The organism is Aminobacter sp. MDW-2 (assembly GCF_014250155.1).
In the GTDB taxonomy this organism is placed as follows: Bacteria; Pseudomonadota; Alphaproteobacteria; order Rhizobiales; family Rhizobiaceae; genus Aminobacter; species Aminobacter ciceronei.
This window is the reverse complement of the sequence record NZ_CP060198.1, coordinates 234,567-259,234: the sequence shown is the minus strand read 5'-3', so window position 1 is coordinate 259,234 and position 24,668 is coordinate 234,567. Positions and strand designations below refer to the sequence as shown.

The window sequence follows — 24,668 nt, the reverse complement described above, 5'->3', positions numbered from 1 at the left end:
CAAGGTGTCATGTGGGCATAGGAAAAGGTGGCTGCAACTATCCGTTGACCACGAAAGAAAGCAGCAGATCCGGCGACTTGACCGGGGCGCGGACGATATTGAGCTGGCCGCGGTAACGCCGGTCGGCTGTGGCGAGGACGAAGCCGCTGGCGATCGGCACGCCGTAATTGGCGTCGAGCCTGGCGAAGATGTCGGCGACGTTCAGGTCGAGGGACAGCCGGAGGTCGCGGCGCCCTTCTTCTCCGAATCCGACCGGCAGATGGCGTTTGACCAGGTTCTGGAAGGATGGATTGAAGGTCAGGATCTTCTTTGTCGATGATAATGCAAAAGCCGGCGCCGGGCAGGCACCCAGGATAGCGTTGATGGTTCGCAGCGATGCCAGCTTGGCCAAGGCGGTGCTCTGATCGGTCATCCAGCGCAGGCAGGCGACACGGATGGCCGAGGTGAGGTTGCCGGTTTGCGTATTGGAAATTTCGATCTCGTCCACCATTTCGCCGAGCGTCAGGTGCTTGTCTTCAGCTAGCTGTTTCAGCGTTGCCCAAAACACGCGCTCAAGCTTGATGCCGCGTCGCGTGCCTTGGCGCACGACAACGCGAAAATCCGAAGTCAGATCGTCGGCCGAGTAGATGTGGAGTGCGCCTCCACCGGGCAACGCTCCGCTATTATCGTTCATGGAGCGCCTCGTCGCGCGCCTTGTTGATGGGTTTCAGCAGGTAACTCAGGATTGTCTTTCGCCCGGTGATGATCTCGACCGTACTGATCATGCCGGGAATGATGGAATAGGACTTGCCATCCCGCTCCAGCGCCGAGCGATCGGTCGAGACCCGGACTTGATAGTAGGGTTCGCCGGTATTCTGGTCGACGAGGCTGTCGGCGGTGATGTTCTGCACCTTGCCGTCGAGCCCGCCGAAAATCGAGAAATCATAGGCCGAGACCTTGATCAGCGCCTTCTGGTCCGGGCGAATGAAGGCGACGTCGCGCGGCGACACGCGGGCTTCGACGAGCAGGGTCTCGGAGGTCGGCACAATGCCGGCCACCACGGCGCCGGGCTGGACGAAGGCACCCAGCGTGTTGACGTCAAGCGTGTTGACGATGCCATCCACCGGCGAGCGGATGTCGGTGCGGGCGACCCGGTCGCTGGCGCCGCGGATCGTTTCTTCCACGACCGAGAGCTCGGCCAGCGCCTGGGTCAGTTCGTCGAGCGCTTCTTGCTGCAATTGCAGCCCGAACTCGTCGACCTGCAATTTCGCTTCGACGATCGCAGCGCCGGTTCGCTTGATAGTCTCGTCGGCGAGGTTGAGCTGACCGCGTATCTCCGTCTGCTCGCGGTCGACGCGGATCTGCTCGGTCTTGGCCATCAGGTTGCGTTTGACCATGGAGGTAACGAGCTCGGCTTCCCTGTCGCTGACGCCAAGGCTCTCCGTCAGGCGCTGGACATTGACCTTGGCCTCGTTCAGCTCCTTCTCGCGCTGGTCCAGCCGCGACTTCAGCACATTGAGCTTGGTTTCGAAGTTTTGCCGGCGTGCCACCAGCAGCTTCTGCTCGTTCTCGCAAATCTCGGGGGCTGCCTTCACAAGGCTTTCGGGGCAAGCGAGCGGCTCGCCGATCCGGCCTTCCTGCTCCTGCTTGAGACGGGCGATGCGGGCACTGAGCGTGCGCGCCTTGGCTTGCTGCTCGCCGAGGCTCGAGGTGCTGACGGTATTGTCGAGCCGGATGATGAGGTCGTTCTTCTTGACCACCTGGCCAATCTTGACGGCGATCTCCTGGACCACGCCGGCCTCGCTTGCCTGCACGATCTGGGTCTTGGAGGCCGGGATGACCTTGCCTTCGCCGCGTGCGATCTCGTCGATCTCGGCGAATGAAGCCCAGACCACAAACGCTGCAAACAGGGCCGCGATGATCAGCACCACAGCCGATGCAAACAATGGCGGCCTGTCTTCCCTCGATATCATTAGAACTCCATTATATTGAACATGGCCAATATAATAACCCCTCAATCCTGCAAAATCTCAGCCGGCAGGCTTCTGCAGCGCCTGAATGACTTTCTCCTTGGGGCCATCGGCAACGACACGTCCTTGTTCCACCACGATAAGGCGGTCGACGATTTCGAGCATACTGTAGCGGTGAGTGGATATGATCAGCGTGGTCTTGTCGTCGAAGGCGACCTTGAGCTGCTTGATGAGCAGACGCTCGGAGGCCAGGTCCATCGACCCCGACGGCTCATCGAGGAAGACGATCTTCGGCTTGGTCAGCAGCAGCCGTGCGATCGCCACGGCCTGTCGCTGCCCACCGGACAGATTGGTGCCACGTTCGCCGACATTCATGTCGTAGCCGCGCGGATGGCGTGAAACGAACTCGTCGACGCCGGCGGCCTTGGCTGCGAGGATGATCTCCTCGTCTGTGGCCTCCGGGCGCGCCATCAGAAGATTGTCCTTGATGGTGCCGGAGAAGAGGTCGCCGGCCTGGGCGACGATGCCAACGGCAGCGCGAACCTCCGAGGGGTGATACTGGCGTACATCGATGCCGTCGAGCAGCAGCTCGCCGGTGGTTGGCAGGAACAGCCGTCCGACCAGCCGGCCGAAGGTCGTCTTGCCGGAGCCGATGCGGCCGATGATGCCGATCCGCTCGCCTGGATTGATCGACAGGTTGACGCCCGTCAGCACCTCCGCCTCTGTGCCGGGGTAAACGAAGCCGACATTGCGCAAAGTAAGTGCCCCGACCCGGATCGGACGATTGACGAAGCCGACGGTGTCGGGCCGGTCCTCGGGCTGCTGCATGATGGAGTTCAGCACCCGCAGTGACAACATTGCCTGGCGGAAGCGGGAAATCGTCATCGCCAGTTGCCCGAGCGGCGCAACCGCACGACCCGAGAGCATGACCGCGGCGATAATGGCTCCGGTGGAAATCGATCCGTTGTCGAATGCGTAGGCACCAGCCACCACCAGCGCTACAGTCACCAATTGCTGGACGAACTGCGTCATGTTGGCTGCGGCAGCCGAAAGCTGCTTGATCTTTTCGGATGTATTGGCCGCATTCTTGGAATGTTCGCGCCATTTCCGCAGCAGATAGGCCTCGGCACGCAGCGATTTGATCGTCTCGACCGTGGATATCGACTCGACCAGCAACGCCTGACGTTGCGAAGCCTCATTCATGGAAGCGGCAACACGCTTGCCGATGCGCTGCTGGGCAATAAGCCCGATGGCGACCGCGGCTACGAAGGCGACTATCGGAATAATCACCAGCCATCCTGATATGGCGTAGATCACCAACAGGAAGATGAAGACGAAGGCGGTGTCGATGAAGGTGCTGACGGTGTTGGAGGTGAAGAATTCGCGGACGAATTCGTATTGCGTAACGCGGTTGGCATACTCGCCGGTGGATGCCGGGCGAGCACTGAGCGAAGTGTTGAGCACTTTCTCGAATAGCATGTAGGAAATGCGCAGGTCGGCCTTGCGGCCGGCATGGTCGATAAGTGCCGCGCGTGCCGTCTTGAGCAAAAGGTCGAACAGGATTGCGGTCGACACACCGATCGCCAGGACCCAAAGCGATGAGATCGCCTTGTTGGGCAGGATGCGGTCATAGACGTTCATCGTGAAGATGGGCGACGCGATGGCGAGAAGGTTGATGAAGATCGCAGCCAAGGCAACGCGTGAATAGGACCGCCAGAACGTCCCGAGTGTTCCATAGAGCCAATGCGGCCGCTCGATCCTGGCCGCGTTGCCGAGGGTCATGTTCTCGGCGGTGTTGGCATAAGTGATGGAGAAGCCGACACCGCCTAAGATGGGAACGGCCGTCAGCTCAGTCCGCGATATCGATGTGCGGCCGTCTTCCTGCGGACCGGTCAGGAACTCCGCGCCGTCGCTTTGTTCGGCCAGTACCGCGATCGGCAGGCGATTGGGACGAAAGATGATGGCCGGCAGGTCGAATCGGCCGCGCATGAAGTCGCGATGCGCGAACTCGGTCGTTTCAAGGCCGATCCGTTCGGCAAGGTGCTTGATTTCCTGGACCTCGATCCGCTCTTCCGAGATCGGCACGCCGGCGAACAGCACGGTTTCGGCGCTCGGCCGGCCCAGGTACGCGGCCACAGCCGAAAAGCAGGACTTGAATGCTTCGACCGGGGTCTGGATATGCGCCTGCTGATTCATGACGGACGGGGTCTGCCGTCAGACGCCCTACTTCTTTCTGACTGGGGCCAAGAGATCAAAAGGCATGTCGTTTGCCTGCTGCGAAGGTGTCCGCGCATAAGTCTCAGTGTCGGCTGTCGCCGGCACGTTGAACTCTGTTCGGGCATAGGCGTCAGCCTGCTTTGCCGGTTGAAGGTTCATCGTCTGGAGCAACTGGCCGGTTGCTGCCAGTAGGCGATACTCGGCAAAGAGCGACGCAAATGCGGCGGTGTTGGAAAGCGTCGCTGTGTTGAAACGCGTGTTCTGCGCGTCCAGCACGTCGAGCAGCGAGCGCTGGCCGACCTTGAACTGCTCTCGATAGGAGGTGACCAGCCTGTCGTTGGCGATGGACTGCTGGCGCAGCGTCTTGGCTAAGTCAGCCTGACGGAAGCGGCGGTCCCATGAAATCCGCACGGCCTCCTCGATCTCGCGCTGTACCTGGTGCAGGGCGAGCCGCTGTTCGCTGACGCGCCGGATCTGCTCCTGCTCGTTGGCCTTGTCGATGCCGCCGCGATAAAGGTTCCAGCGCAACACTAGCCGGGCCTGCAGATCGTTGGTTTCGTCCTCGGCGCCGTCAATGTCATTGCCGATCCGGGCGCGGCCTTCGGCGACGACCTCGGGGCCGTATTTGGCGCGGGCCGCATCGACGAGCGAGGCGGCAGCGTCGATGTCGCTATTGGCCATGTGGACGCGCGGATTGTTGCGGCGCGCAAGGCCGAGCGCATCATCGAGTGAGCGGGGCAGGGCCCTGGCTACGGAACCAGGCTTGGACGGGTTGGTTAGCGGCTTGCCGACGGTCTTGAAGAACCGGATCTTTGCCGCTTCGAGCTCTTCAGAGGCTTCCTGCACACGGGCCTTGGCGGCGTAGAGGCGCTCCTCGGCCTGCTGGCGGTCGGCGTCGGTGAGTGCGCCGCCTTGGATGCCCTCTCGAATGTCGCCGAGGATTGACTGATGGAAGCCGAGGTTCCGCTTGGCGTCGCCTACGATCTGCGCCTGCAGCAGGTATTCGAGGTAGTCCTGGACGACCGACAGGCCGATGAATTCGGAGCGTTCAAGGACGCGGAAGGATGCGCCGTCGACGCGCGATGCTTGGCGGGTCAGTTCGGCGCGGCGGGCGCCGTTGTCGAACAGCTTCTGGGTGACAACCACGCCGGCTTCCGACGGGTAAAGCTCATCATCTTCGATGCCGCTGAGGCGCCGTGACGGGTTGTCGAGGCGGCGCACACCGGTCGACGCTTCGAGGTCGACGCTTGGGAGATAGAGCCCCTTTGCCTGCCTGAGCTCGAATTCGATTGCTTCGCGGTTCTCGATGGCCTGGCCGATTTCCGGATTGGATTCGACGGCAACCGCCATTGCTTCCTTGAGCGTCAGCGCATTTGCACCCGTGCCCGACAGCATGGTCGCAGCAAGCATGACGGTCAGCCGTGCCGCCAGTTGTCCAAGGCGCTTAGGCATTAAGTATCTCCCCACTCCACCCCGACGCCGAAGCGTTCGGGAACCCGATCGTACCCAACTAGACGTAATTATCCAGCAGTGAACTAAAATCGACAGCGTTTTGATTGCTCTGGCGTAGTTTTCACTGGTTTTGCGCCATTTGACCTGGGCGCTGATGCAAAAATGCTACATCTCGTGGCACTAAAGTGTCGGGGTCGGGTTAAACGCTGAGGTTGCGAAGCTGGACACCACACATGGTCTCCTGACCTTCGTCCCGCTAGAAATTTCTCGGGCGGGAGCCGCTCTGTTGATTCGTGTAGAAATCTTCCGCATCGGGTCGTGGGTCGGCGTCTATCTATTGCGCCAATGGGCCTTCACCAGGTGCAATAGCAGCAAAATTGTTGCCTGCAGACGCGATTTGCTCTGATCCGGCGCGTGCGCCGTGGATCCAGGCTCGATCGGTGCTGAACGAATAAAGCGGGACATAACTCTTCAGCGCCCCATCACGCAGAACCTGGTTGCTCAGATTGTCGAGGATGAAGGTTCCACTTTGGGTGGCAACCGACAGCACGGCGTGGAAGACGCCGCGGCTCGCATCTTGGAGAACCACCAGCGACATGCTTTGTGCCGGAACGCCGGCTTTGATCAGTGCCGACATCTTTAGAATGGCAAAATCTTCACAGTCGCCGGCACCGCGCGACAGTATTTCAGAGGGCTTCGCCCAGTAATCGAGATTGCCATAAACGCCCTGGTCCTTGCGATAGGCGATCATCGTGTTGACGGCACGGTTCACGACGGCGAGCTTGTCGAGAAATTTCCTGTCGCGGCTGTCCTCGGCAAGTCCGAAAAGTGCGGCGCCATTCTTGCCGCATGAAGTTTCGGTGCAGCCACTGATGTCGCGATAGACCTTGGCCCACCGACCTGCCACCGGGAAGTTGCGCATCGGGATTGCGACCGAGCCGAAAACGCCCGGAATGATGGCTGCCGTTTTCATCGGGTCGACGCCGGCGGGCGTTGCCGACGCATCAACTGCGGTGCGCGCCACGAGCCCGTAGCCGTCGAAGTCCGGTCCGAACTGGAAAGGCTGGGCCGTGGCGACAGTCATGGGTTCCGCCATCATCAGGCCGCCAAGAAGCTGAGGCATCGGCATCTCGGACTTCACGGATGCTTCGGCGGTGCGATCCTGACTTGCCGCGGCGCCCTGCACTGCAACGGCGAGGAACACCGCCGCGGCAAAGCTTTTGGTCAGGTATCTTGCAAAAGTGGCTGCTGTTGCTTTCATTTCGCCCACCTATTTTGATGAACGATAGCAACGACATATCAAATTATCGGAAAGGAACTGGGATAATTGTCATATAATCTTGAAGTGATATTTTAGATCAAATTTTATCGAAGTTTTTCACTTGTCCCGTGAGTGACTGGCGCTCTGCGGCGATCCGTGGCCTTCTTGCGACAGGGCAGGCATTTTGGGCGAGTGGCCGCTCATCTGCACAGAGTGTGGTGTGACATGCATGGAACCGGTGCGTTCGGTGCTAATCAAGATCGGAGCTGCGACAGCCATCGGCGCCGTTGCGTTCATGGTCGGGTCGCTGCGAAGCCTGCCACGGCAACCGATTTTCAGTGACGCCGTTCCGGCTCGGGCGGAGCATTCCCCGGTGCAAGCCCATGAAAAAGCGGGTGGCCAGCCGAGAATACATAAAGAGGTCGCCGCCTTGCGCTCGATCGCGCCCGAGATTGTTGCGCCACCTGATGTTGTCGGACTTGGATTGCAGCGCGTCGAGGCACGGCCTCCGCTCAGCGAGCTCGGGCTTGCCGCGCCTCCGAAGCCGGTCACGCCTGATGATTGGGAGGGAACGATACTGTATCGACCGGTCGTCACCTCGTCCGCTTCGTTCGAGGCCATGGGCTTCACAATCCTCGTCGCCGGAACGGAGCCTGTCGGGCTGGACCAGTCCTGTGACTTCCAAGGCGTGGCGTGGCGCTGCGGCGAGCGAGCCAGGCTCGCCTTCAGATACTGGCTGCGCGGTCGCGCACCGCTCTGCCAGGTGTTCCCGCCGGCCGAAAGGCAGCCGGTTGCGGCCGCATGCAGGCTCGGCAAGCAGGATCTCGGCGCCTGGCTGGTGTCAAACGGCTGGGCCTATGCGCGTCCGGGCGGCGGGTATGAGAAGGCCGAGGCCGTGGCGCGCAGGGCAAGAATGGGCGTGTTCGGGCCGCCAGATTGAAGCTGCCATGCCATTCAGACCGGTCGCTGAGGCTGCTATCAAGCCAAAATTGCGCGACTTTCGACCGGTTTCGTCAAACTGTTCGAAATCACACAAGGAATGTTTCATTCTCCACAGGTAGATCGATTCGAGCATTGGAGCGGAGGGATCTGGCGTGGACATTTCTGGTACGGGGAATATGGCTGGCAGTTCTGCGGCGGTGTTGCGCTATGCCGGTCTTGGCACGGCTGCTTGCGCCGTCGTTGCGTCGGGTGCCGCCGCACTCCTGTTTCAGGGCCAGGCTGACAGCATATTCTGGCGCGGCGTGATTGGCGCCGGCGTCGTTGCCGGTCTCGTCGCCGCACCGCTGCTGACGATCATTGCCAATGAGCGGCGCAAGTTTGCCGCTCTGAAATCCGAAGTCAGCCGCCTGTCATCTGTCGATGCGCTGACCTCGTGTCTGAACGGCAGCGTGTTCGCGAGTCTGATCGACGCCTTCCGCAACTCGCCTTCCAGCCGGCAGGGTGCTTTGCTGGTTGTCGATATTGACGACTTCAGGGCAATCAACGCCCGGTTCGGCCATGCCTGGGGCGACGAGGTGCTCAAGATCGTTGCCGGCGCAATCAAGTCGTCCGTCCGTGGCGGAGATCTCGTCGGCCGCATCGGTGGCGAGGAGTTCGGTGTCTTTCTGCCCGGCGCCAGCAAGGAAAATGCCGAGCGTGTTGCCGAGCGTATCCGCGGCTCGATCTCCGAGACGGTGCTAGAGCCGGGTGGCCGCAACTGCCCGCTGACGGTCAGCGTCGGCGCAGTCCTGTTCGACGATCAGTTCGAGTTCGACGAGATGTTCCGCAAGGCCGACGGTCGTCTCACCGAGGCCAAGGCTCGCGGTCGCAACCGCGTCGAATTCACCGACATGTCGGACGACAGCGACGACAGGCCCAGCCTGAACGCCTGACGCAGCCATGGCCTTCCTAGCCGATTGTTCAACATATAGTCGGCATTTTAACGGTTCTGGCAACAAATGCTGAAATGTCAGCATGCCCTAATGTGACCGCAACTTCTGGCGGGGTCGGGCATGCGCAATTTTTTCCGGTCGGAGCACGGCAATATCGCGGTGACTACGACTATCGCTATGGTGCCGATCATGACTGGCGTAGCCGGGCTTGTAGATTTCGTCAGCATTAGCAACAAAGCGGACAGACTTCAGAATTCACTCGATGTTTCTGCGCTTGCGATTGCAACCAAATACTACTCAGGGATGTCTGGCGACGACCTGAAAAGCCTCGGCCGAGACTTCTTCGATTCGAACCTCGCTCGGGTCCGCAATGACGCCAGCGAGCTCGTCTACAATGATCAGGTCACCGATTTCGACGCATCTGCGACAACCTCGGGCGATATCAGCCACATTGAGGTCACCTCGACGATCGAGCAGCCGGGCATGGTCGGGAACATCGAATGGCGAACCGCCAGGCGCGCTGTGGTCGAGGTGGCGCCGGGACAGCCGGCTTGCGTACTAGCACTTGATCCGACCGCATCGGCCTCGGTCAAGCTTCAAGGCTCAACCCATGTGGTGCTTGACGGTTGCGTTATTGCCTCGAACTCCAGCGCCAACGACTCGGTATCGAGAGGCGGATCGGCGCAGGTAGCAGCAGAGTGCGTGACCACTGTCGGCGGCACAAATGGGCTCACCGGCTACAACACCGACCTCGAATGTGGCATTCCGCGCGAGAACCAGTACGCGTCGCTCGACCCGCTCGCGAATGTCGTTCCGCCGTCCTATACGGCCTGCAAGTCAGTGCCTGGCGGCAAAACCAAGACTCTTTCGCCTGGTACATTCTGCGACAAGACAATCTCAGGCGATGTCACACTCGATCCGGGAACCTACATTCTAAGGGGCGGCCAGATAAAGCTCGGCGGCAACGGTTCGCTCACCGGCATTGGCGTGACGATTTTCCTGATGGAAGGCGCGGAATTCAGCTCGAACGCAAACGAGATCATCAATTTGTCGCCGCCATCCGAAGGATCCTACGCAGGCATCACAATCTACCAAGAGCGGACCAACGCCAATGCCGTGGTGATCAATGGTGGATCGGGTTCGAATGTGACCGGGTTCATCTACGCGCCGGGTGCGCATGTCTTTTATGCCGGCAATTCTGAGATGTCGGGTTCAGGTCAATGTATTCGTATTGTCGGCAATACCGTCGAAATGACCGGCAATTCATCGGTCACGTCGAACTGCGAAGCCGAGCTTGGTGGTAAGAAGATGTATGCCGGCCGCATCATCAGGCTGGTGCGTTGATGGCATGCCATCAAGACATTTCAGACTGAAACACGAGTTGGCTGGCACGCATATCGCGGAATCTTAATGTGGCGTCGGGCTTGATTCGAATTCTGGACCGAGAGAGGGAGAAAATCAGGTGACCAATAGCAGGAAGCTTCTTGTCAGCGCGGCATCCGCGCTCGCCATCAGCGCATTGCCGATCAAGCTCGACATCGGATCAAGTGGCGGTTTTGCCCAAACGTCGGCCTTCGCCAAGAGCGAGAATGGCGGCGGCAACGGCGGTGGCGGTAATGGCGGAGGTGGGGATCGGGGTAATGGTGGTGGCAAGAGCAATGGCTCTTCCAACGGCAAGTCTGCATCGGCAGCCGGTAAGACCAAATCAATCGGCGGCGTCCAGACGGCCTCTGCCGGCAACTTGATGAAATCGATCTTCGGTGGCGGACAGACGAAAAAGTCGGCGGCTGCGAACAACAAGCGTACGACGCCGAAAACTGCAAAGACCAAGCAGCATCTCAAGACCCTGCCGGCCAACGTACTGCCGGCCTCCGTGGAGGTGCCAGGGGCAAAGCCTGTCAAGGAAAAGAACCTCAATGCGCGCTTGGCGGCTCTCAACTCGCTTAATCGCAACTACCACGCCTATCTGAATTCCCAGTCTCCGCGCATGGCGCTTGTCAGGGAGTATGTTCTGAATTCGGCCAAGGCTGAGTTGGCGGTTGAAGCGGCTGCGGCGGCAGCCGAAAAGGCAGCCCAACTGCAAGCTGCGTTGGACGCCGCCGCCGCTGCCATCGTGCCTTTTGACGGCAGTGCGCCGATCGTCGACCCGACTGCAGATGCCCTTCAGGCACGCCTCGATGCACTGAATGCCCTGGAGCCACCGGTTGATCCTACAGAACTGGCCGCATTTGAAGCCGAGAAGCAAGCGCTGTCCGACGCACTTGCGGCCGCAGATGATTTGGCCCAGGCGGAACAGGATCTCGCCGACGCCCAGGCGGCAGCCGATGCCGCTGCCGAAGGCACCAGCGAAGACGACCTCAAGGAGGCGTTGCTCGCGGCAGCCAATCCCAACCGCGTCGCCGAATATGGCGACGACTATTTGAATGATGAGGTCATGGATTGGGCCAAGGATGTCCTTGGCGTGGGCGACGCCTACGGCAAGATCGACGAGATCAAGGCGACCTTGCCGACCGAGACCGCGGACGTAACGGCGGTGGTCGATCCAGTGCCTGAGGTTGCGACAGAGCCGGCCGTTACACCGCTCGTTCTGCCGGCCAATTAAAGGCGTTCGGTCGGTCGTTTAGCCAGCCAGGATTCTAACCGCCGCTGGGCATCTGGCGGTGGTCAGGCTAAGGGGCAGTGGTTCGGCGCTGCTGCGGTCGTCGACATCCAGTACCGGTCAGGAAATAGCCAGGATCTCGAGCTCGTGCTGCCCCAACATGACGATGTCGCCTACGGTCTTGCCTATAAGTGCCAGGGCGACCGGCGAACCATGTGAAATGGAGGCTTGAGACGGGTTGGCCTCGTCCTCGCCGACGATTCGGAAGCTCTGGGTGCGGCCATCGTCACGTTCGAAGGTGACGGTGTGACCGAACGCAACCACTTCGTTCGAGGTTGGTGCCGGCATGAGCTGGGCCGTATGCACGCGTTCAGCAAAATAGCGCATGTCCCGAACCGGAACCGCCGACTGCCGTCGCCGCTCATTGACGTCTTCAATCAAATTCGCGGCCTCGAGCGCCTGCTGGGCACGGGCCAACTCGTCCTGCAGTATCTTAAGGCCCGCCGCCGTGACGAGGTTGACCCGCTCGGAGATCGGGCGCGGTGGCAGAACGGTTTCCGATGCCGCCTCGGCACTGTCTTCCTTGGCAAATGCGACGCTCACTTGGCCGGTACTCCGTCGAACTCTGTTCCCAAGTGGTAGCCCACAGCCAACAATAAAGCTGCAACAATCTGCTGGCGCAGCTTGAGCCGGTGCGGCCGGCGGCTGTTGATGGTCCCGGCTACGCCAAAAAAAGCTCGCGAGCGACATCGCATCGGTGCCATGAATTGTGGACATTCGTATTGACACAAATACAGATGTTCATTACCTCTGGGCGCAATTGAAGAGCGTGCCCGGGAGGACCCATCGGATGACCATCAACGTAGCCCCTGTCGGCTTGGCGCGGGATCTTGCCGAGCGAGGCAAGTCGGGCAAGCCGATCCGCATCGGCCTGATCGGCTCGGGCGAGATGGGCACCGACATCGTGGCGCGGGTGGCGCATATGCCCGGCATCGAGGTCGGCGCGATCTCCGAGCTCAACCTGCCCAACGCCCATCGCGCCGTGGATATTGCCTATCAGGAGAAGGGCCATGCCCGCGAAGTGGGCAGCGGCTCGGCAATGAGCGAAGCGATCGAGGCCGGCAAGGTCGCGGTCACCAACGATGCCGAGCTGATCCTCAACAGCGGCCTGATCGACGTCGTCATCGATGCGACGGGCGTGCCCGCCGTCGGCGCCGAGATCGGCCTGCGCGCCATGGAGCATGGCAAGCATCTGGTGATGATGAATGTCGAGGCCGACGTCACCATCGGTGCCTATCTCAAGTCGGAGGCCGACCGGCTCGGCGTCACCTATTCGCTCGGCGCTGGCGACGAGCCGTCGTCCTGCATGGAGCTGATCGAATTCGTTTCGGCGATGGGCCACACCATCGTCGCCGCCGGCAAGGGAAAGAACAACCCGCTCAACATCGATGCGGTGCCGCACGACTATGCCGAGGAAGCAGCCCGCCGCAACATGAACGTGCGCATGCTTGTCGAGTTCGTCGACGGCTCGAAGACGATGGTCGAGATGGCGGCGATCGCCAACGCCACCGGTCTGGTGCCCGACAAGGCCGGCATGCACGGCCCGGCCGCGACCTTGCCCGAGCTCAACAAGGTTCTGGTCCCGGAACAGGACGGCGGTGTTCTCTCCAAGGTCGGCGTCGTCGACTATTCGATCGGCAAGGGGGTTGCCCCCGGCGTCTTCGTCATCGCCGACATGTCGCATCCGCGCATCCGCGAGCGCATGGAAGATCTGAAGATGGGCCATGGCCCGTATTTCACCTTCCATAGGCCCTATCACCTGACCTCGCTCGAGGTGCCGCTGACCTGTGCCCGTGTCGTGCTCTACGGCAAGGCCGACATGGTGCCGCTGGCCAAGCCGGTGGCCGATGTCTGCGCGGTGGCCAAGAAGGACCTTGCACCCGGCGATGCGCTCGATGCCATCGGCGAATACAGCTACCGCGCCTGGATCATGACGGCGGGCGAGGCGCGCGCCGCCAAAGCCATCCCTTGTGGCCTGCTGCAGGGCGGCACCGTCACCGCGCCGATCCGGAAGGGCGAGCTGATCACCACGGCCAATGCATCCGTTGCCCCGAATTCGAAGATCGCCGAGCTGCGTGCGAGGCAGGACAGGCTGGTCTATGGAGCGGAGGCATGACGGTGGCCCAGGCTAAGGCCAAGAACCTGCCGGCGGGTGCGAACCTGCCCTTCATCTACCGCGAATACAGCGCCGAGCGGCTGAAGCTGGCTCTGCACAAGATGTACCTCATCCGCCAGTTCGAAGAGGGCGCGGAAGAGTCCTACATGCGCGGCCTGATCCACGGCACGATGCACCTGTCCATCGGCCAGGAGGCGAGCGCCATGGGCATCTGCATGCCGCTCACCAATGACGACCAGATCACCTCGACCCACCGTGGCCATGGCCATTGCATCGCCAAGGGCGCCGAGGTTTCCAAGATGTTCGCCGAGTTCTTCGGCAAGACCACGGGTTATTGCCGCGGCCGCGGCGGCTCGATGCACATTGCCGACGTGACCACCGGCAATCTCGGCGCCAACGGCATCGTCGGCGGCGGCATTCCGATTGCCGTCGGTGCGGCACTTACTGCCAAGCGTCTGAAATCGGACCGAGTCGTCATCTCCTTCTTCGGTGACGGCGCCAACAATGAGGGTGCTTTCCACGAGGCGCTCAACATGGCTTCGCTGTGGAAGCTGCCGGTCATCTTCGTCTGCGAGAACAACGGTTACGGTATGTCGACCTCGATGGCCCGCTCGACGGCTGTCGCAAATGTCGCCGACCGTGCCGCCGCCTATTCGATGCCGGGCGTGATCGTCGACGGCAACGTGCTGTCCGAGGTCGCTGAAGCCAGCCATGAGGCCGTGCGCCGCGCGCGGCTAGGGGAGGGGCCGACGCTGATCGAGTCCAAGACCTATCGTTATCGCGGTCACTCCAAGAGCGACCGCAATCGCTACCGGACCAAAGAAGAGATCGAGGACTGGATGACCAACCGCGATCCGATCGTCCGCTACGAGAATGAACTGATGGAATTCGGCATCATCGACCAGGCAGGCATCGAGGCGATCCGCGAGGCGGTCGCCAAGGAGATTGCCGACGGCATCGAGTTCGCCAAGGCGAGCCCGTCGCCCGAGATCCGCAATCTCGAACGCTACGTCTACACGGAGACTGTGTAATGGATCAGGCCGTGCGTGAACTGAGCTATGCCCAGGCGATCCAGGAAGCCATGGCGATTGCGCTTGAGAGCGATGAACGCGTCTTTCTGATGGGCGAGGACATCGGCGTCTATGGCGGTGCCTTTCAGGTGACCGGCGACCTGGTCGAGCGTTTCGGCGCCGACCGCGTCATCGACACGCCGATCTCGGAACTCGGCGGTGCTGGTGTTGCCGTCGGTGCTGCGGTGACGGGCCTGCGTCCTATCTTCGAGTTCCAGTTCTCCGATTTCGCCACGCTCGCCATGGAGCAGATTGTCAACCAGGCCGCCAAGATGCGCTACATGCTTGGCGGCGCGGTTTCGGTGCCCGTGGTCATGCGTTTCCCGGCCGGTTCCGGCACGGGTGCTGCCGCCCAGCACAGCCAGAGCCTGGAAGCCTGGCTCGGCCATGTGCCCGGCCTGAAGGTGATCCAGCCGGCGACGCCGTACGACGTCAAGGGCATGCTGCTCGCAGCCGTTGCCGATCCCGACCCGGTGATGATCTTCGAGCACAAGCTGCTCTACAAGACCAAGGGCCCGGTGCCCGAAGGCTACTACACCGTGCCGATCGGCAAGGCCGAAATCCGCCGCGAGGGCCGCGACCTCACCATCGTCGCAACCTCGATCATGGTGCACAAGGCGCTGGAAGCTGCCAAGACGCTCGAGGCCGAAGGCATCGACGTCGAGGTCGTCGACCTGCGCACCATCAGGCCGATGGATAAGGAGACCGTCATCGAGAGCGTCAAGAAGACGTCGCGTCTGCTCTGCGTCTATGAAGGCGTGAAGACGCTCGGCGTCGGTGCCGAAGTCAGCGCCATGATCGCCGAGAGCGAGGCGTTCGACTTCCTCGACGCGCCGATCGTACGTCTCGGCGGCGCCGAGACGCCGATCCCCTACAATCCGGAACTGGAAAAGGCGACCGTGCCGCAGGTGCCCGACATCCTGGCCGCTGTGCGTAGCCTCGCTACGGGGAGCCGCTAGGCCATGCCGGTCGAAGTAATCCTGCCCAAGGTCGACATGGACATGGCGACCGGGCGCATCTCGCGCTGGTATGTCGACGAAGGTGCTGCGGTCAAGAAGGGCGACCTGCTGTTCGAGATCGAGACCGACAAGGCGGCGATGGAAATCGATGCCCCGGCTTCGGGCACCATCCGCGACATCACAGGCAAGGAAGGCATAGACATTGCGGTCGGCGAAGCCGTTGCCTGGATCTATGCCGAGGGGGAAGCCGGCAAGCCGGCCAAGGACGTGGTTGCCGAAGCCAAGCCGGTGCAGAATCTGGCTCCCGCTGCACCGGCTTCGGTCGCAACTGCTTCTGCTTTTTCGCCTGCGCTCGCCCCGGTGAAGGCCGTCGCCCCGTCCATGCCATTGAACGGCACCCGCGCCACGCCGCTCGCGCGCCGTCTCGCGGCGGAAGCCGGGCTCGCACTCGAAACCATCGCAGGATCAGGCCCCAAAGGCCGCGTCATGCGCAAGGACGTGGAAAGCGCCATGACGGCGCCGAAGCGCGAGGTGAAGGCCGCTCTTTGGCCCGATCAGATCATTTCCAGGCCGCCGGCATCCTCCCAGCCGCGGCCGGCGCCACAGCGGTCCGCTGGCGCGGCACCGCTGAACTTTGCCTGGCTGCGACAGGGTGAAGGGCGTCCGATCGTTCTGATCCACGGCTTCGGCGCGGACCTCAACAGCTGGCGGCCGATGCTGGCGGCCGGTCCGGTCGATGCACCGCTGCTGGCGCTCGACCTGCCCGCGCATGGCGGCTCGCCACGCCACACACCTGCCGACCTCGACGCCATCGCTGCGGATGTCGAGGCGACGCTGGCGTCGCTTGACCTTGGCCCGATCCTGCTTGTCGGCCATTCCTTCGGTGGTGCCGTGGCGGCAACCGTCGCCGCGCGCGGCCATGCCGACGTCCGGGCCCTGGCGCTCATCGCCCCCACTGGCCTTGGCCCGGAGATCAACGGCGCCTTCCTGCAGGGTTTCGTTCGGGCAAAGAGCGAGGCGAGCCTGATGCCCTGGCTCCGGCAACTTGTCGCCGCCGAGCAGGTGCTGTCGAAGCCCTTTGTCAACGCGACGCTGGCGCAGGCGGCGGACAGCGAACTGCGGACAGCGCAAGGCGAGATATCGGACCGCTTCTTTGCCGACGGCACACAGACCTTTGACATCAGGGGACTGCTGGCGGCCTTGCGCATCCCGGTGCGTGTCATCGTCGGCGCCAACGACCGGATCATCCCGGCAAGCCAGTCTCAGGGGTTGCCCGGCGAAATTGCGCTGCATGTCTTCCCGGCTACCGGCCATATGCCGCAGGTCGAGCGTCGTGAGCAGGTGCTCAAGATCCTGCTGGAGATGGCGCGCGCCTAGCGCAGTTTCAAAATCCCCGCGCGACATGCGCGGGGATTTTGCATTCCGGCTGGATCAGCTTTCAAAGTCGCCAAACGTATTCTGCAATCGGGTCAGCAGGTCGACACGTTCGCCGACCTCGTCGCCAAGCAGCACGATGATGTTGCTAAGCATCAGGTCCATCACCGCGATGATCGTTGCCGAGCCGTCCCAGAGCGGGCCGTGCGATCCGGGCACGACGAGGCAGATGTCTGAAACCTCCGGCCCCCAGGGGCAGAACTCGTCGGTCAAGAGCACGACCTTGACGCCCATGCGTCGCGCTTCCATGGCGAGCGGACGCGCCTTGGCGGCAAAGCGCCGGACGTCGTGCAGAAACAGCACGCGACCTTCGACCGAACCGTCGAGCAGTTCGGAATAGGTACCGTTGAGCCCGTCGACGAACTGCACCCGCGGCCGCGTGTAGGACAGCTGGCTGGCGAAATATTGGGCGATGCCGCGGACGTTCTGGTAGGCCGCGACATAGACCTCGCTTGCCGAAACCAGCGCGTCGATCGTCTGCTGCCACTCCGGGGCGGCGGTCAGCTCATAGATCCGCCCGAGATTGTCGATCTGCTGCTGGATCAGTCCGGCAAGCAGCTTGCCTTCGCGGATGTCTTCCCGGAAGCGGTCGACCGGCCCCTTCACCTGCCAGGCAGGATTGGAGCTGCCGCGCCGCAGCTCATGCTTCAACTGGTCGAGGCCGTCGAAGCCCATGCGGCGGAGATAACGGCCGACGGTCATCGGCGATAGTTCGAGACGGGTGGCGATGGACCGCGCCGTCTCGAACGGGATTTCCGCCAGGTTGCGCTCGATGTAGTTGGCGATCAGCTTGTCGGATTTCGACCGTCTCAGCTGTACGCTTTGCACGAGCTTCAGGATTCGCTGCGCCATGTCCTCTCCGGCCAGCCGCCGCGGGGCGCGGGAGCTACTGGGCTGTCTTCACTTTGGTCCAGGCCCGGTCAAGCTGGCGCAGGCCAGGTCCCAAATCTTCGAAAATCTGCAGCCGCTGCATCGTTTCGGGCGAAGGATTGATCTCCTTGCTATTCTTGATGTTGTCGGGGGTCAATTGCCGCGCCGGGACGTTCGCGGTGCCGTTTGTCTGTTGCGAAACGTTGAGCGCGGCGACCTCCGGGCGGGTGTAGAACTGCATGAATTTGAGCGCGTTTTCCTTGTTGGGCGCCGACTTCAGGACGCAGATGTCCTCCTGGTACATGGTGGCACCTTCCTCAGGGATGACATAGCCGAGGTCGGCAGTGTTGCCGAACACGTCGACCATGGCGCCGACGAAGAAATGCCCCGCCGCGACGTCACCCGACTGCACCATGGGACGCGTGTCATAGGTGAAGGCGGCGACATCGGGCTTCATCGCGATGATCGTGTCGGCGGCCTGCTGCAGCTCGTTGGGGTCGGTTGAATTGACCTTGTGGCCGTTGAGGATGAGGCCGACGGCAAGCACCTCGCGCATGTCGTCGAGCAGGGTGAATTTGAGGCCCTTGGCCTCGACGGTGGCGATCAGGTCCTTCCAGCCGGTGATGTCCTTGCCGAGAATCTTGCGGTTGTAGAAGATGCCGACCGAGCCGAATGCATAGGGCAGGCAGTACTCGCCCTTTGGGTCGCTCTTGGCGCGCATGAAGGCCGGGTCGATGTTCTTGAAGCCCTCATAGGTGTTGATGTCGGTCTTCTCGAGCAGGTCGAGCTTGGCCATGATGTCTTGCATGTGCACCGAGGGGAAGACGATGTCGTAGCCGGTTGCGCCGCCCTGGATCTTCGCCAGCATCTCCTCATTCGAGGAGTAGGTCGACAGGTTGACCTTGATCTGGGTTTCGTCCTCGAATTTCTTCAGCACCGCCGGATTGATGTATTCGCCCCAGTTGTAGATGTTGAGCTCGGCAGCAGCGGCCGGCGCGACCGTCGTCATGGCGGCCGCAATCGATAGTGCGGCGGCTTGCGCCAGCAGGCTCGGCCTGCTCGGCGGGGCGCCCGCGAGGGCATGGTTCATGATCCTCATCGAATTCTCCTCTGTTGGTTGTCTGCCCATTGCAGGCCGGCATCGCGTGCTCCGGCTACGGCTTCTGGTGGCCGTTGACTTGGATGATCAAATGGTATCCAAATCTCTCAATCGCACAAGTGTTATTTGACTAACAATTCGGGGAACGGCAGATGCGAGATTCCATCGTCCGGCTGGAGGGAGCGGCAAAGACCTTCCCCACGCCGGAAGGCCAAAGCGTGATCGCGCTCGACACAATCGACCTCGATGTCGGCCGCAACGAGTTTTTGACGCTGCTCGGCCCTTCTGGTTGCGGCAAGACGACCTTGCTGCAGGCGATCAGCGGTTTCGTCGAGCTCGATGCCGGCCGCATCCTGATCGACGGTGTCGACATGGCGACACGTCCGCCCTATCGCCGGCCCGTCAACACCGTCTTCCAGAATTATGCTCTGTTTCCGCACATGACCATCGGCGAGAACACCGGCTATGCGCTGGAGGTTGCGGGCGTCGCCAAATCCGACCGGATGAAGCAGGTCGCAGCCGCCCTCGACATGGTCGGCCTCGCCGGTATGGAGGGCCGCCGGCCACGCCAGCTGTCCGGCGGCCAGCAGCAGCGTGTTGCGCTCGCCCGCGCCATCATCGCCCGGCCCAAGCTTCTGCTTCTCGACGAGCCGCTGTCGGCACTGGACAAGAACCTGCGCCAGTCGATGCAGATCGAGCTGAAGACATTGCAGAGCGAACTCGGCATCTCGTTCATCTTCGTCACGCATGACCAGCAGGAAGCGCTGACGATGTCGGACCGCGTCGCCGTTCTGTCAGGCGGACGCATCCAACAGCTCGATACCCCGCGCAGCATTTATGATCGCCCGGCCAACAGTTTCGTCGCCACCTTCGTCGGCGCCAGCAATCTCTTCGAAGGCCAACTGGACAACGGATGGTTGCTGACCGGCGATGGCCTCGCGATCCGCCATCAGCCGTCGCTTGGGAAAGTGTCAGGCAAGGCTAAGGCCTTGATCCGCCCCGAACAGTTCTTCATTACGGGGGAGGGACGGGACTATCCTTTCCTGGACGTCGAGGTCGAGCAGATCGTCTTCGTCGGCTCGTCATTCGAGCTGTTCGGTCATACCGTCGAAGGCCGCAAGGTTGTTGCCGAAATTCCGGCCGGACGGCGCAGCTTCGTCGGCGAGGTCGAACAGGCAAAGAAGGCACGGCTGTCCTACGACCCGTCCGCTGTTCATCTCATCAGGTGCGACGCCGATGGCATCTGAGATGTCTCTCGCTGGTCGCCGCCGCGTTCAGCTGGCGCTGCTGCTCGCCCCGGTGACGCTTTTCCTAGCTGTCTTTTTCCTGGGCCCGCTGGCGATCATGATCGTCACCAGCTTTCTCGCCCCCGGCCTCTATGGGGGCGTGGAGTGGACCTACTATCCGCATAATTATGGCCGCATCCTCGGTTTCGCCGACCCGGCATTCGAGGTCTTCGACCCGGTCTACCTCTCGATCTTCCTGCGCTCGCTCAAGATCGCGGGCTTCACCGTCATCGCCACCATGGTCGTCTGTTATCCCGCAGCCTTCTGCATTGCGCGGCTGTCTGAGCGCTGGAGGAATTTCTGCCTCTTCCTGATCACACTGCCCTTCTTCACCAGCCTGATCGTGCGATTGTTCATCTGGGTGCTCATCCTGCGCCAGACTGGCATCGTCAACGAGGCGTTGCTCGCGACAGGCGTCATCACGCGACCGCTCGAGCTGATCTACACCGATGGCGCCATTGTGCTCGGCATGGTCTACATCTTCATTCCGTTCATGTTCATGCCGATCTATGCCAGCGTCGAAAAGCTCGACTGGACGCTGGTACGCGCGTCGCTCGACCTCGGCGCGGGCCCGGTCCGGACTTTTGTCCGCATCATCCTGCCGCTGACCGCGCCTGGCATTGCCGGTGGTGCCATCATCGTCTTCATCCCGGCGCTTGGGAACTTCGTCGTTCCTGCGGTTCTTGGTGGCGCCAAGGTGATGATGCTGGGAAATCTCATCGAGCAGCAGTTCCTGTCTGCCCGCAACTGGCCCTTCGGGTCGGCCTTGGCGATGATGGTGATGAGCGTGATGCTGGTGCTGCTCTTCATCCATGTCGTCGCGTCCGGTCGCCGCGGCGCTGACGCCACAAATTGAGGGGCTGCAGATGAAGATTACCCGCTTTCTCTTCCGCGGTGGGCTGATTGCCTACACCATGCTGTTCTTCGCCTTCATCTACATCCCCCTGGTGCTGATCGCCGTCTACTCGTTCAACTCCAATCCCATGAACATGATGACGTGGAGCGGCTTCACCACCGAGTGGTACGCTCAGGTCCTCGGCTTCAAGACGACGATCTCGGAGAATGCCCTTTACATCGAATCGACCGACCAACTCGTCCAGGCGGTCTGGAACAGCCTGATCATCGCGACCTCCACCACCATAATCGCGACCGTGTTCGGGACCGCCATCGCCATTGCGCTCTACCGCTTCGCCTTCTTCGGCAAGCGCTTCTATCGCACTGTGATGTTCATGCCGATGCTGATGCCCGACATCGTGCTCGGCATCGCCTTGCTGATCTTCTTCGTCAATTCGGGGATCACGCTCGGCCTGAAAACGATCATCATCGGCCAGTGCACCTTCCTGATCTCCTATGTCTTCATCGTCGTGTCGGCGCGTCTTGCCGGCATGGACCGCACGCTCGAAAACGCCTCCGCCGATCTCGGCGCCAACGAGTGGGTGACATTCCGCAAGGTTGTGTTCCCGCAGTTGCTGCCAGGCATCATCGGCGGCGCGCTGCTTGCCTTCATCATTTCGATGGACGACCTGGTGATCACCTACTTCATCGCCGGCGTCGATGTGACGACGCTGCCGATGTTCATCTTCGCCATGCTTCGCCGCGGCATCAAACCCGAGATCAATGCGATTGCGGTGATGATGCTCACCTTCTCCTTCGTCGTGGCCTCGCTTGGCCTCTACCTGCGCTCCCGGCAGAAATGATCCTGATGACCAAACCGAAATCTCCCGCCACCAAAGCCCGGGCCCGCGACCTCGGCCTGCCGTTTCCGGGCCGGCCCGGCCCGTTTAATGCCATCACTGATGTCGAGGGCATTGGCGTCGGGTTCAGGACAATTTTCGAAGATGTACCGAGGCCCGGCCGCAAGCGCCCGGTGCGCACCGGCGTAACCGCTATCCTGCCGCATGCGGCCTCGCCGACGCCCGTCCCGGTTTATGCAGGTGTGCACCGCTTCAATGGCAACGGGGAGATGACCGGCACGCACTGGATCGAGGATGGCGGCTACTTCCTCGGTCCCGTCGTCATCACCAATACCCATGCCGTCGGCATGGCCCACCACGCGACCGTGAAATGGATGCTGGAGCGCTATGCCTCGACCTATGACACCGACAACTTCCTCTGGATCATGCCTGTCATTGCAGAGACCTATGACGGCGTGCTGAACGACATCAACGGCCTGCCATTGACCGAAGCGGACGTCAGGGCCGCCCTCGACAGCCTGTCATCGGGGCCGGTCCAGGAAGGCAACTGTGGCGGCGGCACCGGTATGGTCACCTACGGCTTCAAGGGTGGGACCGGCACGTCGTCGCGTATCGTCGAATTCGGCGGCCGCGAGCACAGGATCGGCACGCTCGTCCAGGCCAACCATGGCCAGCGTGACTGGCTGACGATCAGGGGCGTGCCCGTCGGCGAGCATATGCGCGACGGCACGCCCCAGAGCCAGCTCGCCGAACGCGGGTCGATCATCGTCGTCGTCGCCACCGACCTGCCGATGGCGCCACATCAGCTGCAGCGGCTGGCGCGCCGCGCCGCCATAGGCATCGGCCGTGGCGGCACACCAGGGGGCAACAATTCAGGCGACATCTTCCTGGCCTTCTCGACCGCCAACCCGCAACCCATGGCCCACCATGCGCCGGCCAGGCTGAACCTCGAAATCGTCAATGACGAGAAGCTGGATCCGGTCTATGCCGCGACCGTCGACAGCGTGGAGGAAGCCGTGGTCAATGCGATGCTGGCGGCCGAGGACGCCGGCGGCACCGCCTTCGATCGTTTCCGCATCCAGGCGATGCCGCATGACCAGCTGGTCGCGGTGATGCGCGACTATGCCCGCATCAAGTAGCGGCAACAACGGGAAAGGTGGTTTGTCGTCAGACGAAGCCGCGCTTGAGCAGCTCGGCCGAGATCTCGTCCCAGCTGGCGCAGACGGCTGATGCGCCCGCCGCCATAAGCTCCGGGCCGTGGCCGTCATGGGTGTGGCCGCCGCCGACGTAGCCGATGGCCGTCATGCCGGCAGCGACAGCGCCCTGCACGCCGTAGCGCGAGTCCTCGATGACCACCGAGCGCTCGGGCGCAAAACCCATCTTCTCGGCGGCAAAGAGGAAGATGTCGGGCGCCGGTTTGCCGTTCTTGACCATCGACGAACTGAAGATCGATGGACCGAAATAATGGGCGAGGCCGGTGACTTCGAGGCTGTGGTTGATGCGCTCGACCGACGAGGACGAGGCGACGCAACGGGCGGTTTTGAGCTTCGACAGGAAGGCGGCGATATCGAGCGTCGAGGCCAGCTGCTCGGTGAACAGCGCCTTGGTCTCGCCCCAGATATCGTCGGTGGCGTCGTCGGGCAGCAAATGGCCGGTGAGCTGGTGGATCTTGGCGATGATGTCGGCCTGCTTCATGCCGACGCAATGCGAGATGACCTCTGCCTCGATCTCGAGGCCGTTTCTGGCATAGGCGCGCACATAGGCAAGGGCGGCCAGCGGTTCGCTGTCGACCAGCACGCCGTCGCAATCGAAAATCACCAGGCTGTCTTTGGGCAAGTCGAACTCCAGGAAGCTTTGCGGCGCACAGGCCGCCGTTTGTCGAAAGCAGGCTGCTGCGGTCGCGCCGCGTTGCAGCCGCGATGGTGGAAGATCTAATCCCGGCCGATCGCCTCGGGTCGTGGCGACGCCTGCAGCGCACGCTGCATGGCGCTGCGCTCTTCCGGCAGGTCGGGCGCGAGCCAGTTGGGCTCGGCGCCGAGGAAGCGGTCGAGATAGGCAACGGCATAGCTCGGCATCTCGGCCGTATTCTCCTTGTAGGACCACCAGGTCCTGAGGTCGTCGGCGCATGCGTCGAGGGCAGGGGCTTCGTCAAACTCCTGCTCGAACAGCACGGCAATCGAGCAGACGCAGAAGTTGGTGTAGACGAAGCCCTCCGGCCAGAACCGCACGATGTCGGGAATGGCCTGCGCCGGTGTCGATGCGTCGGGAGGCCGCACATCGTCGATCCGCACCGGCGCCTGCCTGATCAGCTCCTTGAGGGCGAGGCCGGCGGCGTAGACGATGAAGTCGGCGCGGTCGAGCTGTGCATATGATTTTTGGGCGTTTACGATCTCGACCCAGTCGAGGAAGATGCGCGTCAGTTTCTTCTCGTCGATGTCGAAGCGGATGCCGTAGCGGGCGGTGATGGCACGCGCGCTGTTGCGGAAGGTCGTGCGGAACCAGCGCAATTGCCTGAGCCTGTGACGGAGGTCGGGCACCAGCGCAAGTTCGTTCTTGAAGATCAGGTCCATCGTCGCAGTGCTCCTGCCCTGTCCGAAGATACCATCGGCAGGCAAAATGCCAAATGCCGCTGTGGATCGGAACCATCGTGCGGGGTGTCCAAAGTTATACATATTGACATTCATAAAGACAAATGTTCTTTGATTGATATGTGAGCGGCTCAGCATGT

22 protein-coding genes are annotated in these 24,668 nt (G+C 61.9%); 12 read left to right on the top strand and 10 right to left on the bottom strand.

The genetic code is table 11. The annotated features are described in order from the left end of the window. Nucleotides 1-37: 37 nt before the first annotated feature. The 5 genes from H5P29_RS29855 to H5P29_RS29835 form a co-directional block, all read right to left on the bottom strand. Nucleotides 38-673 (bottom strand): ribbon-helix-helix domain-containing protein, encoded by a 636-nt coding sequence (locus tag H5P29_RS29855; RefSeq protein ID WP_067968184.1) that lies wholly within the window; start codon nucleotides 671-673, stop codon nucleotides 38-40. Beyond that, the gene (locus H5P29_RS29850; protein ID WP_154384381.1) at nucleotides 663-1,952 is read right to left on the bottom strand and encodes an HlyD family type I secretion periplasmic adaptor subunit; all 1,290 of its coding nucleotides are present in this window, start codon (nucleotides 1,950-1,952) and stop codon (nucleotides 663-665) included. The genes H5P29_RS29855 and H5P29_RS29850 overlap by 11 nt, the downstream gene beginning before the upstream one ends. A gap of 57 nt (nucleotides 1,953-2,009) precedes the next feature. Next, nucleotides 2,010-4,145 (bottom strand): type I secretion system permease/ATPase, encoded by a 2,136-nt coding sequence (locus H5P29_RS29845; protein ID WP_154384382.1) that lies wholly within the window; start codon nucleotides 4,143-4,145, stop codon nucleotides 2,010-2,012. 27 nt (nucleotides 4,146-4,172) lie between these two features. Next, the gene (locus H5P29_RS29840) at nucleotides 4,173-5,618 is read right to left on the bottom strand and encodes a TolC family outer membrane protein (protein WP_154384383.1); all 1,446 of its coding nucleotides are present in this window, start codon (nucleotides 5,616-5,618) and stop codon (nucleotides 4,173-4,175) included. 334 nt (nucleotides 5,619-5,952) lie between these two features. Continuing rightward, on the bottom strand, nucleotides 5,953-6,804 hold the full coding sequence (locus tag H5P29_RS29835) for a transglutaminase-like cysteine peptidase (RefSeq protein ID WP_246787057.1): 852 nt from the start codon (nucleotides 6,802-6,804) through the stop codon (nucleotides 5,953-5,955). Between the two features lie 448 nt (nucleotides 6,805-7,252). On the opposite strand from H5P29_RS29835, the gene H5P29_RS29830 reads away from it, so the two are divergent. The 4 genes from H5P29_RS29830 to H5P29_RS29815 all read left to right on the top strand — a co-directional run bounded on the left by H5P29_RS29830 (nucleotide 7,253) and on the right by H5P29_RS29815 (nucleotide 11,355). After that, nucleotides 7,253-7,819, top strand: coding sequence for a thermonuclease family protein (locus H5P29_RS29830; protein WP_185910447.1), 567 nt, complete (start codon nucleotides 7,253-7,255; stop codon nucleotides 7,817-7,819). A gap of 178 nt (nucleotides 7,820-7,997) precedes the next feature. Continuing rightward, complete coding sequence (locus H5P29_RS29825; protein ID WP_067968194.1) at nucleotides 7,998-8,753, top strand: GGDEF domain-containing protein; 756 nt, start codon at nucleotides 7,998-8,000, stop codon at nucleotides 8,751-8,753. Nucleotides 8,754-8,873: 120 nt separating this feature from the next. Next, entirely contained in the window at nucleotides 8,874-10,097 is a 1,224-nt protein-coding gene (locus H5P29_RS29820) for a TadE/TadG family type IV pilus assembly protein (RefSeq protein WP_154384385.1), read from the top strand. A 118-nt stretch (nucleotides 10,098-10,215) separates the two neighbouring features. Further along, the gene (locus H5P29_RS29815) at nucleotides 10,216-11,355 is read left to right on the top strand and encodes a hypothetical protein (protein ID WP_154384386.1); all 1,140 of its coding nucleotides are present in this window, start codon (nucleotides 10,216-10,218) and stop codon (nucleotides 11,353-11,355) included. A 117-nt stretch (nucleotides 11,356-11,472) separates the two neighbouring features. Here the strand turns inward: H5P29_RS29815 and greA are convergent, their stop codons facing one another. Next, a complete protein-coding gene (gene greA, locus H5P29_RS29810) occupies nucleotides 11,473-11,955 on the bottom strand; it encodes a transcription elongation factor GreA (RefSeq protein WP_067968203.1) in 483 nt (160 codons plus the stop codon). Between the two features lie 247 nt (nucleotides 11,956-12,202). On the opposite strand from greA, the gene H5P29_RS29805 reads away from it, so the two are divergent. Genes H5P29_RS29805 through H5P29_RS29790 form a run of 4 tightly spaced genes read left to right on the top strand, consistent with a single transcriptional unit; the run spans nucleotide 12,203 to nucleotide 16,934 of the window. After that, a complete protein-coding gene (locus H5P29_RS29805) occupies nucleotides 12,203-13,528 on the top strand; it encodes an NAD(P)H-dependent oxidoreductase (RefSeq protein WP_154384388.1) in 1,326 nt (441 codons plus the stop codon). Next, on the top strand, nucleotides 13,525-14,559 hold the full coding sequence (locus tag H5P29_RS29800; RefSeq protein ID WP_154384389.1) for a thiamine pyrophosphate-dependent dehydrogenase E1 component subunit alpha: 1,035 nt from the start codon (nucleotides 13,525-13,527) through the stop codon (nucleotides 14,557-14,559). The genes H5P29_RS29805 and H5P29_RS29800 overlap by 4 nt, the downstream gene beginning before the upstream one ends. Beyond that, a complete protein-coding gene (locus tag H5P29_RS29795; protein WP_154384390.1) occupies nucleotides 14,559-15,557 on the top strand; it encodes an alpha-ketoacid dehydrogenase subunit beta in 999 nt (332 codons plus the stop codon). Before H5P29_RS29800 ends, H5P29_RS29795 begins: the two co-directional genes overlap by 1 nt. A gap of 3 nt (nucleotides 15,558-15,560) precedes the next feature. Beyond that, complete coding sequence (locus H5P29_RS29790) at nucleotides 15,561-16,934, top strand: acetoin dehydrogenase dihydrolipoyllysine-residue acetyltransferase subunit (RefSeq protein WP_154384391.1); 1,374 nt, start codon at nucleotides 15,561-15,563, stop codon at nucleotides 16,932-16,934. Between the two features lie 54 nt (nucleotides 16,935-16,988). On the opposite strand, the gene H5P29_RS29785 is transcribed toward H5P29_RS29790, so the two are convergent. Both H5P29_RS29785 and H5P29_RS29780 read right to left on the bottom strand, forming a co-directional pair. Then, the gene (locus H5P29_RS29785) at nucleotides 16,989-17,843 is read right to left on the bottom strand and encodes a MurR/RpiR family transcriptional regulator (protein WP_154384392.1); all 855 of its coding nucleotides are present in this window, start codon (nucleotides 17,841-17,843) and stop codon (nucleotides 16,989-16,991) included. 34 nt (nucleotides 17,844-17,877) lie between these two features. Further along, complete coding sequence (locus H5P29_RS29780) at nucleotides 17,878-18,870, bottom strand: spermidine/putrescine ABC transporter substrate-binding protein (RefSeq protein ID WP_182575095.1); 993 nt, start codon at nucleotides 18,868-18,870, stop codon at nucleotides 17,878-17,880. Nucleotides 18,871-19,112: 242 nt separating this feature from the next. On the opposite strand from H5P29_RS29780, the gene H5P29_RS29775 reads away from it, so the two are divergent. From H5P29_RS29775 to H5P29_RS29760, 4 genes are read left to right on the top strand one after another with little or no spacing between them, the layout of a single operon-like run. Further along, entirely contained in the window at nucleotides 19,113-20,207 is a 1,095-nt protein-coding gene (locus H5P29_RS29775; RefSeq protein WP_154384393.1) for an ABC transporter ATP-binding protein, read from the top strand. A gap of 1 nt (nucleotide 20,208) precedes the next feature. Then, entirely contained in the window at nucleotides 20,209-21,102 is an 894-nt protein-coding gene (locus H5P29_RS29770; RefSeq protein ID WP_067968224.1) for an ABC transporter permease, read from the top strand. Between the two features lie 10 nt (nucleotides 21,103-21,112). Beyond that, nucleotides 21,113-21,943 carry an ABC transporter permease gene (locus H5P29_RS29765; protein ID WP_154384394.1) on the top strand — a complete coding sequence of 277 codons (831 nt, stop codon included), beginning with the start codon at nucleotides 21,113-21,115 and terminating at the stop codon, nucleotides 21,941-21,943. A 5-nt stretch (nucleotides 21,944-21,948) separates the two neighbouring features. After that, nucleotides 21,949-23,079 (top strand): P1 family peptidase, encoded by a 1,131-nt coding sequence (locus H5P29_RS29760; RefSeq protein WP_067968533.1) that lies wholly within the window; start codon nucleotides 21,949-21,951, stop codon nucleotides 23,077-23,079. A 28-nt stretch (nucleotides 23,080-23,107) separates the two neighbouring features. On the opposite strand, the gene H5P29_RS29755 is transcribed toward H5P29_RS29760, so the two are convergent. Together H5P29_RS29755 and H5P29_RS29750 are read right to left on the bottom strand one after the other, a co-directional pair. Beyond that, nucleotides 23,108-23,776, bottom strand: a complete 669-nt coding sequence (locus H5P29_RS29755; protein ID WP_154384395.1) for an HAD family phosphatase — start codon at nucleotides 23,774-23,776, stop codon at nucleotides 23,108-23,110. Between the two features lie 95 nt (nucleotides 23,777-23,871). Beyond that, nucleotides 23,872-24,510 carry a hypothetical protein gene (locus H5P29_RS29750; RefSeq protein WP_154384396.1) on the bottom strand — a complete coding sequence of 213 codons (639 nt, stop codon included), beginning with the start codon at nucleotides 24,508-24,510 and terminating at the stop codon, nucleotides 23,872-23,874. Nucleotides 24,511-24,668 lie beyond the last annotated feature (158 nt).